The following is a 16,314-nucleotide window of genomic DNA, read 5'->3' as shown; positions in this document are numbered from 1 at the left end:
ATTTCCAGACATGTCCACCCACCGTCACGGATTCATCTTTGCGCACCCCGTCCCCTTGTTCGTTTTTGATGGGGTACGCTACGAAATATGAGGGCTAGCAGACCTATCCGGTGACCGGAGTTAATCTGCCAGCCTCACAATCATAGTAATGCTGTGAAAGGGTTGCGCAGGAGCGAACTGCGACAAATATGCTATTGGCTGCGACATCGTGTAATTTAGTATTCGCAGACTATAATTCCACAAAATTACAGTAAATTTGTATGATTATACTTTTATCTTACGCAATATCATCCGGCAGAAAAAAGGGCGCAAATCAGTCGATATGCGCCCCAAAAATTGCCTTGCTGTGCGAAGGTTAATTTATCGATTAACCATATATCCAACGAAGCCCGTTATGCGCCATCGGCCTCTATCTCGCCGGCAGAAATAAAGTGTCTGCCAGTCGAGCACATCATGGCTTCCGTCCTGTTTTGCGATGGCTCCATCGAATTTTTTTCGTGCAATTGCGACGTCGCCGGTGATGTCAATCACGCTGAGTCGCGTTGCGCGAAATATGCCTTCCGCAAGAGATTCGGCATATTCGGTCGCTGCACTGTGAGCCGCCTGACGCAGCCATTCATCACGATAGGCCGTGAGTGTCGGAAAAGCGGCATCCCATTTGTCTGGATTTTCTTCACCGTGTGCGTGAATACCAAGAAAGCGCGTTTCATCGAAATCATCGGCCACCAGCTCCCAATTCTGGGAGACAAAGGCCTCAATATCGCGACCGACCAGCATCTCCCAGATCTGCGCGCGGTCATTGTCACCAGTAAATGGATTGGTCCTGTTCGTCATTTCAGCTTACCGCGTGCTGCCACCGGCAGAATATCAATGACATCATCGCCTGAAATCAGATGCACTTCGTCGAAGAGATTGGAAACAACACAGACATGATCAGGGATGACGCGCACCTTGTCACCAACTTTCAAACCGGCAATATCACCCTTCACCGTTCCATGCTCTTCGCTCAGGCCCGTCACGCGCGCATCGGGTCGCCCTGCCAGTTCGCCAAAATCGGCAAGGCCCAAAGTATCGCTGGACAGCGCCTTAGAACCTGCATCAATGATCGCACGATCCGCCGTTGGATGGCTGACAATCGTTGAAAGTACGCTCAATGCACAATCATCCGGCGTTGCAGCACCTTTTGCGACCTGAAAGCGGTCAAAGTAAATATACGTGCCCGGACGATATTCGGTGATCACGCTTTCTCTGGGTGAATACCACATATCCGGCGTGCCACCGCTCGAAATCGTCTCGCATTCAAGACCATTTGCAGCCAGGAGATTACGCACTTCAAAAAGCCACTGCTCAGCCTCAGCGGCTTTGCCTGTTGCCGGATAGGTCATGAGACCGCCGAACTTAAGCCCCTTGCTCTCATGGATCCGGCGCGCCAGTTCCAATGCCTCCTGAGCCGTTTGCACGCCACAGCGCCCCATGCCTGTATCGCATTCAATCAGGACTTTTAGAGGACGCCCTGCATTGGTAAAACGTTCAGCCAAGCCTTCGAGGCTGGTGAAATTATCAACCGTCACGGAAATCGTGATACGCTGATGAAGGGCATAAAGCCGATCAAGCTTGTCCTTGCCTAAAATATTATAGGGCAGAAAAATATCGACAATGCCTGCATCAGCCATCACTTCTGCTTCGCCGAGCTTCTGGCAGGTAATGCCCACTGCACCAGCCTCAATCTGGCGGCGTGCAAAAAAAGGCAATTTATGCGTTTTGATATGCGGGCGCAGCTTTACCCCGATCTTATCGGCATGAGCCTGTGCCTTGATTATATTTGCCTGCACACGATTTACATCAATCAGGATGGCAGGTGTATCAATCTCACCAATTGTTTTAGGCCTTGTCATTCATTCTGTCTCCCGGCAGTCAGTCTCCCAGTGGTAAACTCGGATCATCCACTTTGAGCATATTCAGGCTCTGCTTGATGCGTCTGAGACGTTCAAGCACTTCAGTACCGCGCATCTCCGCAGTGGCTGTCGCAATCATGTCCACAATTGCCAACAAAGCAAAGCGCGAAGACGTCGGCTTATAAAGATTACCATCTTCATTCACGAGGAACGGAATAACCGTGTTAACGGTTCCTGCAAGATCGGAACCCGGTGCCGTGATTGCCACAGTTTCAGCACCATATTGCTTTGCCACCTCTGCCGCCTCAATCACCGAACGCGCATAGCCAGAAACGGAAAAGGCAATCACCATTGTTTTGGATTCAGCAATTGCCGCATACATGCGTTGCAACTGCCCATCAATCTGCGCCACCACCGGAATGCCAAGCCGAAAAAGCCGGTTCTGCATTTCCGTTGCCATCATTGAGGAAATTCCACCTGAACCGATACACAAAACAGAACCCGAAACGGCAATCCGCCCGGCAATATTCATAATCACCGACATGTCGAGATTGTCACTGGCGCGCTGAATGGCAGAAATGGCGCCATCTGTAATCGCAAGCGCAATGCGCGCCTCACGCACATCCCGCGAAGGCGCTTCTGCCGACAAATATTGTCCGCCAATCGCCAATGCCTGTGCGAGAAAAAATTTAAAATCGCGAACCCCGTCACAACCCAATGCTCTGCAAAACCGTGTAACCGTTGGCTCGCTGACGCCGGCGCGCTGGGCAATTTCGGAAATCGCAGCCTTGGAGATATAATCCGGCTCGGCAAGCACCAGGGCTGCCATTCTCCGCTCAGACTTTGACCCATCCTGCGCCACCGCGTGAAGCTGTGAGAGGATGTCGGCGATCTTGCTCATACTGGCTTAAAGCGGCAAGCCGCTTTCCTTATCAAACAGATGAATATGTTGCGGACTTGCCGTTACAGGGACTCGCTCTCCGGGTGCAAGGTGAATTCGCTCGCGAAAAACAGCGCGCACAGCTTCGCCGGCAATTTTCCCGTAAACGTGAGTTTCAGGTCCGGTTGGTTCCACCACTTCAATGGTGAGCGTCAGCCCCTCACCGTCTTTTGCAATAATAAAATTTTCCGGCCGCACGCCCAATTCAGCACTTCGTCCCGACACAGACTTAACGGCGACATTGATCTCTTCGCCCGCCGTGGTTCGGAATTTCTCACCCTCAATTAACGCACCCGGAATAAAGCTCATGGATGGGGACCCCATAAAACCTGCAACGAACTTATTTGCGGGTCGGTCATAAAGGTCGAGCGGTGCACCAATCTGTTGAATCTTTCCCTGATTCATCACGACAATCCGGTCGGCCATTGTCATGGCTTCGATCTGGTCATGGGTTACATAAATCACTGTTGATTTAAGCCTTTGATGCAAGGCTTTAATTTCTGTGCGCATCTGCACGCGCAACTGCGCATCCAGATTGGATAATGGCTCATCGAACAAAAATACCGATGGCTCGCGCACAATAGCGCGCCCCATGGCCACGCGCTGGCGCTGGCCGCCGGAAAGCTGGCGTGGATAGCGGTCGAGATAGGAATGGAGATTGAGTATGCCTGCGGCCTTATCGACCTTGGCCGCCGTTGTCGCCCTATCCTCGCCACGAATGCGCGGACCAAAGCCAATGTTCTCCCGCGCGGTCATATGCGGAAACAGCGCATAGGATTGAAACACCATTGCGATGTCGCGCTTTTGCGGCGGATAATCATTGGCGCGTTCACCACCAATGATAAGATCTCCCCCGGTGATCGGCTCCAATCCCGCAACCATTCGCAAAAGTGTGGACTTTCCGCATCCTGACGGTCCGACGAGAACAAGAAATTCACCGTCCTCTATATCCAGATCAATGCGGTGGAGCACATCAAGCTGGCCAAAAGTCTTCGTAACCCCGCGCAAGGAAACGTTTTTCATCACTCAGCTCCCACTTAAAATATCGTCAATAAAAGGCCTGCACCCGGCCATCAGCCCGGCATCGACCGGCAATACCGTGCCGGTTATCCCAGAGGCGCGACTTGATGCTAAAAATGCCACCGCCTCGGCCACCTCGGCCACGTCGACGATACGCCCCAAAGGATAAAGCCGCCGCAATTTGTCTAGAACTGCCGGGTCTTTTGCAATGCGATGATCCCATGCAGCCGTGCGGATTGATCCGGGGCAAACCGTATTGGCGCGCAAGCCATAGGCACCATATTCAACCGCAAGCGCCCGCACAAAAGCATTGATACCCGCCTTGGCTGCGGCATAGGCCGGATTGCCAAAATGCATGAGTGAATTGATCGATGAGATGAAGACGAAGCTGCCGCTTCCGCGCTTGGCCATTGATCGCGCCAACGCAGTCGAAAACACTGCCACACTGGTCAGATTGACGTCAATTTCCGTGGAGATCCGCCCCTCGTCGAGCGCTTCGAATGTATCGGCGCGCGTCCATCCTGCATTGTTGATAACAATGTCGGGCACACCGCTTGTCGCGATAATGTGTTGGGCAGCCGTTTCCAAAGTTTCAGGCGCACCCAGATCAAACGCATGGCGCGCAGAAAATAAGTCGCCTTGCATTGCGTCAAGCGTCAAATCGCAGCCGACAATGCGCGCACCACGCGCCGCAAATAACTGCACGAGTGCTATACCGACACCACCGCCAGCACCGGTTATCAAAACGGATTTTCCGGCAAAATCGCCTGAATTTTCCACTTCATTCCCCTTTTATATAGCGCTTTTTGCGCCTTTGATTGGGACCAGACTAAAATTCAAAATGTAAGTTTGCAACAAAACTTTTTACTTGAAAGCCGCTCATTTGCCGATAATGTAAGAAAATAACAAAAATTTAGCAGAAATTGCCTTGGGCAGTCGCAAAAAGGGGAACGAAAACATGATGATAGCAAAATGGAAGTCCGGCTTTCTGGCTGGTTTAAGCATTCTGGCAATGAGCGCGTTTGCGCAGGCTGGCGAAGTGCGTATGACGGTCGCAGAATACAGCTCCAAAACCGGGCCATATTTCGAAGAAGTCAAAAAGGCCTTTGAAGCCGAGAACCCCGGCATCACACTCAATTTCGAAGTGGTGCCATGGGATGTTTTGCTGCAAAAGCTCACCACCGATATTTCTGCGGGCACCAATGCCGATTTGTCCATTATTGGCACACGCTGGTTGATCGATTTCGTTCAACAGGGAATTGCAGAGCCACTTGATGGTTATATGGATGATGCGTTCAAAGATCGCTTCATCGAAACATTCCTGTCGCCTTCGGTTCTGGAAGGCAAAACATACGGCCTGCCGATCGCAGCATCGGCACGCGCCATGTATTACAACAAGGACTTGCTTGAAAAAGCAGGCGTTGCCAATCCTCCGACAAACTGGGATGAAGTCCAAGCCGCTGCCGAGAAAATCAAGGCGCTTGGCGGTGAGAACTATGGTTTTGGCCTTCAGGGCAAGGAAATCGAGACCGACGTCTATTATTACTATGCCATGTGGTCACAAGGGGCTGAAATCCTCAATAAGGACGGCACATCTGGCCTGAGTTCGCCGGGCGCACTTGCCGCCGCCAAGCTTTACAAATCCATGATCGATAACGGACAGACACAGCCCGGCGTCACGTCTTATGCGCGTGAAGATGTTCAGAACCTCTTCAAGCAGGGCAAAGTCGGCATGATGATCACTGCGCCGTTCCTGTCCAATCAAATCAAGGAAGAAGCACCGGACCTGAAATATGGTGTCGCGGCGATCCCTGCTGGCCCGACTGGTGCGCGCGGAACATATGGTGTGACCGATTCCGTGATTATGTTCCAGAATTCCAAAAACAAGGAAGAAGCATGGAAGGTGCTCGACTTCCTGTTCCAGAAAGACTGGCGTGCCAAGTTTACACAGGGCGAAGGTTTTCTTCCGGTGAACAAGGAAGAAGCGAAGATGGATTATTATGTCAATAATGCCGATCTTGCGGCCTTCACAGCACTGCTCCCCGATGCACGTTTTGCACCGGTCATTCCGGGTTGGGAAGAAATTGCGGATATCACGTCCAATGCCATGCAGAGCATCTATCTCGGCAAGGGTGAGCCGGAGGCCGTCCTGAAAGATGCTGCCGCTAAGGCCGATGCAATCCTGAAGAAATAAGCTCCAGTCATCCCGGCAGTGCAAGGACGTGCTGCCGGGGCATTTTTTTCAACCGACACATGGGGTTTATGGCTGATGCAAAATCGCACACTGCCCTATTTCCTGATCTTGCCAAGCCTGCTTCTGGCTGCGGTGGTGATTTTCTGGCCGGTCGTTAATCTCATTGAAATTGCGACCCATGATGTGAACCGCTTTGGGCAATTGCGCGATTTTAACGGCGGGGCCAATTTTTCAGCACTCTTCACGTCCCCCGACTTCATCAATGCCCTTTGGCGCACAGGTTTCTGGACCATAGCCGTTGTCGGTGGGGCTCTATTGGTTTCCATTCCGGTTGCGATCATTCTCAATATGGATTTTTACGGGCGCTCCGTGGCGCGTGTTATCGTCATGCTGCCATGGGCCGTTTCGCTCACCATGACGGCTATCGTTTGGCGCTGGGCGCTGAATGGCGAAAGTGGAATGCTCAATTCTGCACTGCGCAATCTGGGGCTGATTGACAGCAATATTCAATGGCTGGCGAGCGCCGTAACCGCCTTTCCCATGCAAATACTGGTCGGCATTCTGGTGACTGTGCCTTTCACCACGACCATCTTTCTCGGTGGTCTTTCATCCATTCCTGATGATCTTTACGAAGCCTCATCTCTTGAAGGTGCCAGCCCATGGCAGCAGTTTCGCGAGATCACTTTTCCGCTGCTCAAACCCTTTATCAATATCGCGATTGTGCTCAACACAATCTATGTTTTCAACTCTTTTCCGATCATCTGGGTCATGACGCAAGGTGGTCCAGCAAATTCGACCGATATTCTGGTAACGCATCTCTATAAGCTGGCCTTCCGCCTCGGAAAACTCGGTGAAGCCTCGGCTGTATCGCTCATCATGCTGGCAATCCTGTTGGTATTCACTGCCATATACATTCGCCTTGCCATGCGGAAGGAAACAGCATGAACAAACCCAAGCTGAAACGTACACTCCTCGCATGGCTGGCTCTTTCACCGCTCGTTGTTCTGACGCTGTTTCCTTTTGCTGTCATGTTTTTGACCGCCGTCAAACCACCGCAGGAAGTTCTCTCTCCGACATGGTGGCCGAGTGAATTTCATTGGCAGAATTTTTCGGAAATGTGGGTGCGCACGGGCTTCGGCACAGCGCTTCTCAATTCGCTCTACGTCTCTGTGATTGCCTCGGTTGGCGCCATTGTTTTCTCAATCCCCGCCGCTTATGCCATGTCGCGTTTTCGTTTTGCAGGTGACGGCGCGTTCCGGCAATTCCTGCTGATTTCACAGATGATTTCGCCCATCGTTCTGGTGCTTGGTCTGTTTCGCTTGCTGGCAGCCTATGGGCTGATTGAAAGTGTTACGGCGGTCGGTGCGGTTTATATGGCCTTCAACGTCGCATTTACGGTGTGGATGCTGCAAAGTTATTTCGATACCCTTCCCAAAGACCTTGAAGAAGCTTCCTGGATGGAAGGTGCGGGTCGCTTTAAAACATTGGTTAAAGTGTTCCTGCCGCTTTGCTTGCCGGCAATTGCGGTAACGACAATCTTCACTTTCATCAATGCTTGGAATGAGTTTGTTGTGGCACTGACAATGCTGCGCAGTCAGGCAACCTATACCTTGCCTATTCAGGTCTTCTCGCTGGTGGCTGGTCGCTACACCGTCGAGTGGCATTATGTGATGGCTGCCACTTTGGTTGCCACCCTGCCCGTTGCCGTGCTGTTTGTCTGGTTGCAGCGTTATCTCATCAAAGGATTGGCTTTGGGTGCAGTGAAATAACAAAGGGCGCGGAAATCTCCTCGCCCTTTTTCCATTTCTCTATCAATCAATGCGCCAGAAATGTCGAGATAAACGGCACATATGTGATCAGAGCCAACAGGATGAACAACGCCATATACATGCTGAAAGATTGGCGGGTGAAGTCTCCCACTCTGACCTTGGCGATATTACATACCATTAGCATAACCGTTCCAACCGGCGGTGTCAGTGTGCCGATTGACAGGTTCACAATAACGATAATGCCAAAATGAACCGGATCAATGCCAAGCGCCTTTACTGTCGGCATCAAGAGCGGCACCAGAACGATCATCAGCGCCGTGCCTTCAATGAGCGCGCCAAGGATCAACAGGATCACGTTAACAGCCAGCAGAAATGCATAGGGATTACTGGTGAATGTTGAGATCAGCTGCATCAGCGACTGACCTGCCTGCTCCAGCGAAAACACCCATGCAAGCGCGGATGACGCCATGATAACCAGCATGACCGAGGCCGTGGATTTGGCGGTTTCGATCAGAGAATCCACCACGTGTGACACGCGCATTTCGCGGTAGATCACAAAGCCGATGATCAGAACCAACGTAACAGCAACCGCCCCCGCTTCCGTCGGCGTGAAGATATTCATGCGAATACCGCCGATGATAGCAAAGAGAAGCAGAACCGCAGGCCATGCTGATGCAAGCGTCGAAGCGACCTCAGCGCCGCTCATAGGCCGGTCGCGGCTTGGCTTATAACCGCGCTTCACAGAGGTCACATAAGCCGCAATCATCAGTATGATCGCTCCCAGAATGCCCGGAATAATACCAGCCATGAACATCTTGCCGATGGATACGTCAGCAATCAGACCATAGATGATCAAAGCAATACCCGGAGGAATAATCGGGGTGATCAACGAACCAGCAGCCGTCACACCGCATGAAAACGCCTTGTCATAGCCACGCTTGACCATTTCCGGCACCATCATGCGGGTTAACATGGCGCTGTCTGCAAGATTGGACGCGCTGACACCGCCCATCAAGGTTGAAACCATGATGTTTGTCAGCGCCATGCCGCCACGCATACGGCCGACCAGAATATCTGCAACTTTGATCAAACGCTCGGCGATACCCGTGTGCGACATAACGGTGCCAAGCATAATGAAGAACGGGATCGCCAGCAGCGACGTGTTCTGTGCCGGGCTGATGAAACGCTGAACTGCGATGGCAATCGGCATCTGATTGAAGAACAGAAAATAGGTAAAGACCGCAATCAGAATAGCCACGTAAAGACGCATATTCAGCGCGATCAGCGCCAGCATGATGAGAACGATGGTGGTCAGGTTCATGCCTTGCCTCCCGCAAACGCGGCGCGCAAGGATTTGAAAGCGCCAGTAAACATATAAAGAGCGATGAGGACAAAGCCGACAGGCACCGCGATATCAATCCAGTAATAGGAAATGCGCAGCACGTCAGTCACCTTGAACTGAGCGGCAACCGACAGCTTGTATCCGGCGTAGGACACATAGAGCAAAAACAGGCCAGAAAAGATTGAGATGATTGAATTCATCACAACCCGGAACTTTTCAGGCAAAATATCGACAAGCATCGGAATGGCAAGATGCTGGTTGTCCCGTTCTGCGGCAACGCTGCCCAGCATGATGATCCAGATCATCAGCAAGCCAGAAATTTCTTCTGTCCATTGCAGCGGCTGATGCAGCCAATAGCGCATCACCACCGCCACATTAAATAATGCAAGCAATATGAACAGCGGGGCTGCTGCAAGCCAGTCGATCAGTTTTTCAAAGTATTTCATCGGATTAAATTCCATGCAGATGCCGTGCCGGAGCAAAACTGCGGCACGGCAATATCCGAATTGAGATGGATCAGTTCTTCAGCTCTTGTTTGATCTTTTCATAAAGACCCGGCGACCATTCAGGAAACTGCGTATAGACCGTTTCAGCAAGCGCCTTGAAAGGAGCGCGATCGACTTCGATAACCTCGACGCCTGCCTCCTTCATCTTTTCGATCATCTCATTGTCTTTTTCGATTGTCAGCTTCTGGCTGTAGAGACCGGCATCATATGCGGACTCATGGATCATCTTGAGCTGCTCTTCAGGCAGCGTTGAGAAGAAGGCTTCACCACCGACAATCAGAGCCACGTTGGTCAGATAACCGACTTTGCTGAGATACTTGGCTTCTTCCTGGAACTTCTGGCCATAGAGAACCGAAATCGGATTTTCGACGCCATCAATCACACCCTGCGCGAGCGCCGGGAAGGTTTCCCCCAGTGGCATTGGGGTCGGTGTTGCACCCATGGCTTCAAACGTCTTGATCTGCATGACGTTGTTCGGCACACGAATCTTCATACCCTTGAGGTCCTCAGGTGTACGGATCGGCTTCTTGGAAATGATCTGACGAATGCCATAAAGATAATTCGGCATCACAATGTGAATGCCTTTTTTCTTCAGTTCTTCGCTCTTTCCCTTGAACCATTCGCCGTCATAAACTTTGAAAAGCTCTGCCGGATCATCGCTCAGGAACGGGCCATAAAGCACGCCGAGATCCGGGTCATATTCTGCCAGAAAGCCAACATCGGAGATCGTCACAACATTGAGGCCCATCATGGCCTGCTCGGTTACATCCTTCTTGGAGCCGAGCTGCGAGCTTGGGTAAAGTTCCAGCGTGATTTCGCCATTGCTGCGCTTGGCAAGGTCGTCTTTCCAGTAATGCATCACCTCATCAAAAGGCTCGCCGGGATTGTTTTCATAGGCAACTTTGATCGAAACATTGGCAGCATATGCCACCATGCTTCCGGCCAGCAACATGCCAGCCGCGATTGCGCCGGTAACAAACTTCTTCATGGGTATCCTCCCGTTAGGGTCCTTAACTTATGGCCAATAGGCCGGGTTCCTCCGCACCATCTCCATGCCGTTCCTTCCCTGGCATGGAGATGCGCTTCGATTTCAGCAGCGTTCGATGATGATCTTCAAAACGTTGCGGTCGCCATCCCAATAAGGCAGCGCCTGTTCCGCGTCTTCAAAAGGAAACACTTTCGAGATCAGCAGGTCTGCATCATTTCCGAGCTTTTCGAGATGCGCGATGACAGCTTCAAAATCGGTGAGCGTCGCATTGCGCGAGCCCATGATGTCGAGTTCTTTGAGATTGAAGAACTGGGTCTGATAGGTCACGGGTGACTTGGAATAACCGACATAAACAACACGACCCGCAAAGCCTGCAAGGTCAACCGCCTGCGTGAAAGTGATCGGCAGTCCGACCGCTTCAAAAGCGATATCCACGCCATCGTCATTGGTGAGTTCCTGCACGGAAGCCACCACGCCTTCACCACCCGGCAGTGCGTGCGTTGCGCCAAACTTCAATGCCAGTTCACGCTTTTCAGCACTCGGATCAATGGCGATAACCTTGGCACCACGCGCAACCGCACCAATCAGCACGCCCATGCCGATCATACCACAGCCAAGCACGGCAACGGTATCGCCAGCCTGAACACGTCCGCGTTCGACTGCATGGAAACCAACGGAAAGCGGCTCGACCAGTGCAAGATGGCGAGGTGCGAGGCTCTCATTCAGGATCAGCTTTTCGGCTGGCAACACAATCTGTTCTGCCAGTCCACCATTCTGCTGCACGCCAAGCGTCTTGTTATAGCGGCAGGCATTCAAGCGGCCTTTGCGGCAGGACGAACAGGTTCCGCAATTGGTGTAAGGCAACACAATAACGCGTCTGCCCTTGGCATAGGCCGCACTCACGCCCTCACCCGCCTCAATGATCTCGCCGCCGATTTCATGGCCTGGAATGCGCGGCAATTCCACCAGTGGGTTAAGCCCCTTAAACGTATTCAAATCGCTGCCGCAAAGCCCCACATGCTTCACGCTCACCCGGACATGACCGGGCAAGAGTGGCGCTTCGGGAATTTCGGCAAAACGCGTTATGTTCTCGCTCTCGATACGCAGAGCTTTGACCATCAGAATATTCCTGTCATTTATTGCATGAGGCAGATCAAGTTACGGCGCCAACCTGCCAAGGTACAAATTCGTTATCGCCATAGTCGTAGATTTCACTCAGAGTCTGCTCACCGGAAGCCACCGCGATAATGTGTTCGAAAATGCGCGTGCCGGACTCTTCAATGGTTTCATCACCTGTGACGATGCCACCGCAATTGATGTCCATATCTTCCTTCATGTGCTCATACATTTCGGAATTGGTCGCGATTTTGATGCAAGGCGCTGGTTTGAATCCCGAAACAGATCCGCGTCCTGTGGTAAAGCAGATGACATTGCAGCCACCCGCAACCTGTCCGGTCACGGCAACCGGGTCATAGCCCGGCGTATCCATAAAGGTGAAACCCTGCTCCGTGACTGTTTCAGCAAACTCATAGACAGCCTTGAGAGGCATGGAGCCGCCCTTGGCGACAGCACCGAGCGATTTTTCAAGAATGGTGGTCAAACCACCGAGCTTATTTCCATGCGATGGATTGTTGTTCAGCTCGTCGCCGTTGCGTGCCGTATAATCGCGCCACCAATCGATGCGCTGGAGCAGTTTTTCCGCAACCGCAGGCGTGACTGCGCGGCGCGTTAAAAGATGTTCGGCACCATAGATTTCCGGCGTTTCCGAAAGAACGGTCGTGCCGCCATTGCGCACAATCAGATCGGATGCATAGCCCAGCGCCGGATTTGCAGAAATGCCGGAATAGCCGTCAGAACCACCGCATTCGAGCGCCACTTTCAACTTCGACAAAGGCTGCGGCGTGCGCTTGGCAGAGTTCACCAGCGGCAGCATTTCCTTGATCTCGGCAATTGCATGATCAATCGTCTTGCGCGTACCGCCGTGTTGCTGAATCGTCATGGTACGAAGGCGCGTGCCTTCTTCCATGCGATAATGTTCCATGATTGGCGCGATCTGGTTGGTTTCGCAACCAAGGCCAATCAGCAGAATACCGCCGAAATTGGGATGTTTAGCATAGCCCTGAATGGTCCGGGTCAGCAGACGATAGCCTTCCGACTTGGTGTTGAGTGCACACCCGCTGCCATGCGTGAGCGCCACCACACCATCAACGTTGTCGAACCCATCCAACCCGCCCATGCGGTTGAAATAATCTGCAATGTAGCGAGACACGGTCGCAGAGCAGTTTACCGAAGAAATGACGCCGATATAGTTGCGTGTACCGACACCACCAAAGCCGCGATCATAGCCCATGAAGTGGCGACGCTCTGCTTCCGGCAACATGCCGCGTTCTTCAATATCGACCGAAAACTGGTGCTCGTGCTCGGAAGGAAGCATTGCAAGATTGTGCAGATGCACATGCTCGCCCACCGCAATGTCCTTGGTTGCAACGCCAATCACCTGGCCATATTTATGCACTTCCTTGCCGGCCGTGATGTCGCGCAAAGCCACCTTGTGACCGCGCCCGATCAGATCGCGTGCGATGATACCCGCAAGCCCGATCGGGTCGCCTGCGCGCACCGGAATACGCGCCACCGCCACATCATCGGACGGATGTAAAAGGATTACCGGCGTCACAGCCGGGATAACCTTATCATTCATTGTTCTGACCTCACTCCCAAAACCGCCACAGCGACGAATATGAACCCCATTATCGGGGCTCGTTTTCCATCCATCTCTGCTTTGATGTATCCAGATGCGTGCGCATCGCTGCCTGCGCCAAAAGCGGATCCCTCGCCTCCAGTGCAGCATAAATCTTCTCATGCTCCGCCAAAGCATAGGCCCATGTTTCGGCGTTTTCATATCGGGTGCGCATGTGCGCGGTCAGCGGACTATGCCGCTCGTCAAACAGATCGCGCACGATGCGGGTCACAATCGAATTGCCCGATTGCTCTGCAATAATGAGATGAAACTGGCGATCGAGTTCAATCGGCTTACGTTCAGCCTCAATCTGCAAACGCATCGCATCAAGATTACCGCGCAAGCGTTCGAGCGCTTCCATGTTGATCTGGCTGCAAGCCATAACGACAGCACTGCCTTCAATCAGCGAACGCGCCTGCATGATTTCAAGCGGGCTTTCACCAATCGAACCGCCCTGCGCCGGATGTCGCGTCTCTTCAGACGCAACATAAATGCCCGAGCCCATACGGATTTCGACATTGCCAGCAATTTCAAGCGCGATCAGTGCCTCACGCAAAGAGGGGCGCGAAACACCCAACTGCTGCGCAAGTTCGCGCTCAGCGGGAAGTCTGCTTCCGCTTGGAAAATGTCCTTCGCGGATCAGCAGCCTGACCCGGTCGGCAATCTGTTGGTAAAGCCTCCGCGGTTCCACGGAGCCGATATGCTCGCTCATGCTCTCTCCCAAATTGGCCTTACCATATTTTGAAGTTCTTAAAAGTGCAAGATACCCTATTATGCTGTAATCATTGAATATTGACCGGTTTGTCAGTTTTGTCGCACCGGGATTTAGACGGCTTTTAAAGAGTGGCTTGACCAATTTTGGCCATTGGCATAGCTATTTCAAAACATTTTTTGAGGAGGAACTCATGACCGACCAGCCAACGATTCTACAATTTGGCACCAGCCGCTTTCTGCTCGGGCATGCGGATTTTTTCATCTCGGAAGCTCTGGCAAAGGGCAATGCCATCGGCACAATCGCCATTGTTCAGACAACCTCCAACCCTGAAAGCACACGCCGTATTAGCGCACTCAACAGTGGCGAAGGCTATCCGGTCATCATTCGAGGCTTACGAGACGGCAAGCCAGTTGATGAAAAACATCAGGCAAAGAGCGTGAGCGCCGCCTATTCCGCTCACACCGACTGGCAGGCAATACGCGCCCTCGCCACGCAGGCTCAGGTGATCCTGTCCAATACGGGTGACAAGGGTTTTGAGCTTGATGAGTCTGATGATGTTTCCCTGCTAAGCGAAGTCGGTCGCCTACCAAAAAGCTTCCCCGCCAAGCTGCTTGTGCTGCTGCATCACCGCTGGCAGGTTAATCCAGATGCGCCACTGTCTATTTTCCCGTGCGAGCTGATCTCGCGCAATGGCGACAAGCTGCGCTCGATTGTACTTGATCTTGCAGAAAACTGGAGCCTGCCGAAAGCATTCACGCAATGGGTCGAGAGCAACTGCGTTTTTGCCAACAGCCTCGTTGACCGTATCGTTTCTGAGCCAATCGATCCGGTCGGTGCTATTGCCGAGCCCTATGCGATCTGGGCCATTGAACAGACAGACGGACTCACGCTTCCCTGCACGCATCCCGATATCGTCGTGACGGACAATCTTGCGCTTTATGAACGTCTCAAGCTTTATCTGCTCAATCTCGGCCACACTTTCATTGCCGAGCAATGGCTGAATGGTAATCGCCCTAAAGATGAGATCGTATTGGAAGCCATGCAGGATGAAACAATCCGACGTGAGCTTGAAGCCCTTTGGCGCGAAGAAGTTCTGCCGGTTTTTGCGGCTGATGGCTTGGGCGAACAGGCGGAAGCCTATGTTATCAGCGTTCGCGAGCGTTTTCTGAACCCGTTCCTCAAACACCGCATCGCAGACATTGCATCCAACCATGCGGAAAAGAAGCAGCGCCGCTTTGTACCAGTTATTGCACGCGCGAAGGAACTCGACCTTCATCTGGACCAGCAACGTTTGAAAGCCGCTGTCCGTTAAACACTTTTACAGCGCCCCATATAAAAAGCGGCGACCTTCAAAAATTTAAGGCCGCCGCGCATTATACCTAAAATAATTTATTTTAAAAAATCATTGGTAACATGCTTGTTCAAAGTGCTGCCCCCGCAGAGACAAGAATGTCGGTTATATATACTTCATTCAAAGTGAACCATCATCGAGCGATGAATTCTACGACAGTTCTTGCATCCAGTTGCCGAAAGAGTACCACACTCAAAATATGATCATGCCAGCCTTTCGGGGCTCGCTCACTCGGAACCAAGAGAGCTTAACTGAATGTTATGAGTGACCATATAAACAAACTGTCAACGAAATGGAAACAGATTGTCAACCATCCGGCTCACTTTGCTGTGATAAACTTACACAAAAGTCACATGTTTACATAGACTTACTGATATATCTCATATTTGAATTAGCTATTACTTATATTAACCCCTTATTTATCAGCATCAACCACTGCAAATATCTCTTCAAAACGCGGTTTGGCGCGCGCCGGGAATTTAACCTCGCGATAGGCCTTCGGAAGCTCTGCTTCACCAACCTTGATCAGCATGACCATTCCCATGCCGTAATGCGGTGAGCACTTGATACCGTAGAACCCGGCCTGATCGAATGTCACTTCGATTTCTTCATTAATCTTGCCTTTAAAACCGGGATTGCCTTCCGGCACCATACCGTCGATGGTCGCTGCATTATGGCTCTTTTGGGTCGCGATAAATTTCACCTTGTCGCCGGGAGCAAGCTTCAGGAAGTCCGGCTCAAAGACCATTGATCCCTTCTCTCCTCTGTTCAGCATTTTGACCTCAAAAGTTTCAGCCAGTGCCGGAGATACGGAAAAAGCCATCAAAGCTGCGGCGAAGAAGAAACGTTTTTTCATT

16 protein-coding genes are annotated in these 16,314 nt (G+C 51.9%); 4 read left to right on the top strand and 12 right to left on the bottom strand.

From position 1 onward, the window contains the following. Positions 1-360: 360 nt before the first annotated feature. From ABE530_RS05415 to ABE530_RS05395, 5 genes are read right to left on the bottom strand one after another with little or no spacing between them, the layout of a single operon-like run. Positions 361-834 (bottom strand): hypothetical protein, encoded by a 474-nt coding sequence (locus ABE530_RS05415; protein ID WP_499693863.1) that lies wholly within the window; start codon positions 832-834, stop codon positions 361-363. Next, positions 831-1,895, bottom strand: coding sequence for a D-TA family PLP-dependent enzyme (locus ABE530_RS05410; RefSeq protein ID WP_499693862.1), 1,065 nt, complete (start codon positions 1,893-1,895; stop codon positions 831-833). Before ABE530_RS05410 ends, ABE530_RS05415 begins: the two co-directional genes overlap by 4 nt. Positions 1,896-1,914: 19 nt before the next feature. Continuing rightward, positions 1,915-2,796, bottom strand: coding sequence for a MurR/RpiR family transcriptional regulator (locus tag ABE530_RS05405; protein ID WP_265984363.1), 882 nt, complete (start codon positions 2,794-2,796; stop codon positions 1,915-1,917). Positions 2,797-2,802: 6 nt separating this feature from the next. Continuing rightward, positions 2,803-3,858 (bottom strand): ABC transporter ATP-binding protein, encoded by a 1,056-nt coding sequence (locus ABE530_RS05400; RefSeq protein ID WP_499693861.1) that lies wholly within the window; start codon positions 3,856-3,858, stop codon positions 2,803-2,805. Positions 3,859-3,861: 3 nt separating this feature from the next. After that, positions 3,862-4,635 (bottom strand): SDR family NAD(P)-dependent oxidoreductase, encoded by a 774-nt coding sequence (locus tag ABE530_RS05395; RefSeq protein ID WP_499693860.1) that lies wholly within the window; start codon positions 4,633-4,635, stop codon positions 3,862-3,864. A 178-nt stretch (positions 4,636-4,813) separates the two neighbouring features. Between ABE530_RS05395 and ABE530_RS05390 the strand changes: the two genes are divergently transcribed. The 3 genes from ABE530_RS05390 (at position 4,814) to ABE530_RS05380 (ending at position 7,818) form a co-directional block, all read left to right on the top strand. Continuing rightward, entirely contained in the window at positions 4,814-6,049 is a 1,236-nt protein-coding gene (locus ABE530_RS05390; protein WP_499693859.1) for an ABC transporter substrate-binding protein, read from the top strand. Between the two features lie 75 nt (positions 6,050-6,124). After that, positions 6,125-6,994 carry a carbohydrate ABC transporter permease gene (locus tag ABE530_RS05385; RefSeq protein ID WP_265984368.1) on the top strand — a complete coding sequence of 290 codons (870 nt, stop codon included), beginning with the start codon at positions 6,125-6,127 and terminating at the stop codon, positions 6,992-6,994. Next, positions 6,991-7,818: a carbohydrate ABC transporter permease gene (locus ABE530_RS05380; protein WP_265984370.1), complete on the top strand. Its 828-nt coding sequence runs from the start codon at positions 6,991-6,993 to the stop codon at positions 7,816-7,818. Before ABE530_RS05385 ends, ABE530_RS05380 begins: the two co-directional genes overlap by 4 nt. 46 nt (positions 7,819-7,864) lie before the next feature. Here the strand turns inward: ABE530_RS05380 and ABE530_RS05375 are convergent, their stop codons facing one another. The 6 genes from ABE530_RS05375 to ABE530_RS05350 form a co-directional block, all read right to left on the bottom strand. Then, complete coding sequence (locus tag ABE530_RS05375) at positions 7,865-9,139, bottom strand: TRAP transporter large permease (RefSeq protein ID WP_499693858.1); 1,275 nt, start codon at positions 9,137-9,139, stop codon at positions 7,865-7,867. Further along, positions 9,136-9,606: a TRAP transporter small permease gene (locus ABE530_RS05370; protein WP_265984372.1), complete on the bottom strand. Its 471-nt coding sequence runs from the start codon at positions 9,604-9,606 to the stop codon at positions 9,136-9,138. Before ABE530_RS05370 ends, ABE530_RS05375 begins: the two co-directional genes overlap by 4 nt. 70 nt (positions 9,607-9,676) lie before the next feature. Continuing rightward, complete coding sequence (locus tag ABE530_RS05365; protein WP_499693857.1) at positions 9,677-10,654, bottom strand: C4-dicarboxylate TRAP transporter substrate-binding protein; 978 nt, start codon at positions 10,652-10,654, stop codon at positions 9,677-9,679. A gap of 102 nt (positions 10,655-10,756) precedes the next feature. After that, positions 10,757-11,773 carry a zinc-binding alcohol dehydrogenase family protein gene (locus ABE530_RS05360; RefSeq protein WP_499693856.1) on the bottom strand — a complete coding sequence of 339 codons (1,017 nt, stop codon included), beginning with the start codon at positions 11,771-11,773 and terminating at the stop codon, positions 10,757-10,759. A gap of 34 nt (positions 11,774-11,807) precedes the next feature. Further along, positions 11,808-13,352: a UxaA family hydrolase gene (locus ABE530_RS05355; protein WP_265984376.1), complete on the bottom strand. Its 1,545-nt coding sequence runs from the start codon at positions 13,350-13,352 to the stop codon at positions 11,808-11,810. A 49-nt stretch (positions 13,353-13,401) separates the two neighbouring features. After that, the gene (locus ABE530_RS05350) at positions 13,402-14,103 is read right to left on the bottom strand and encodes a FadR/GntR family transcriptional regulator (protein WP_499693855.1); all 702 of its coding nucleotides are present in this window, start codon (positions 14,101-14,103) and stop codon (positions 13,402-13,404) included. A 193-nt stretch (positions 14,104-14,296) separates the two neighbouring features. Here ABE530_RS05350 and ABE530_RS05345 point away from each other — a divergent pair, with 193 nt between their 5' ends. Then, complete coding sequence (locus tag ABE530_RS05345; RefSeq protein WP_499693854.1) at positions 14,297-15,418, top strand: mannitol dehydrogenase family protein; 1,122 nt, start codon at positions 14,297-14,299, stop codon at positions 15,416-15,418. Positions 15,419-15,872: 454 nt separating this feature from the next. On the opposite strand, the gene ABE530_RS05340 is transcribed toward ABE530_RS05345, so the two are convergent. Continuing rightward, the gene (locus ABE530_RS05340) at positions 15,873-16,313 is read right to left on the bottom strand and encodes a pseudoazurin (RefSeq protein ID WP_265984382.1); all 441 of its coding nucleotides are present in this window, start codon (positions 16,311-16,313) and stop codon (positions 15,873-15,875) included. Between the last annotated feature and the right edge of the window lies 1 nt (position 16,314).

Origin of the sequence: Brucella sp. TWI559 (assembly GCF_039674265.1) — a bacterium.
Lineage (GTDB): Bacteria > Pseudomonadota > Alphaproteobacteria > Rhizobiales > Rhizobiaceae > Brucella > Brucella chromiisoli.
Note: the sequence above shows the minus strand (reverse complement) of the source record. Positions and strands in the feature narration are given on the sequence as shown.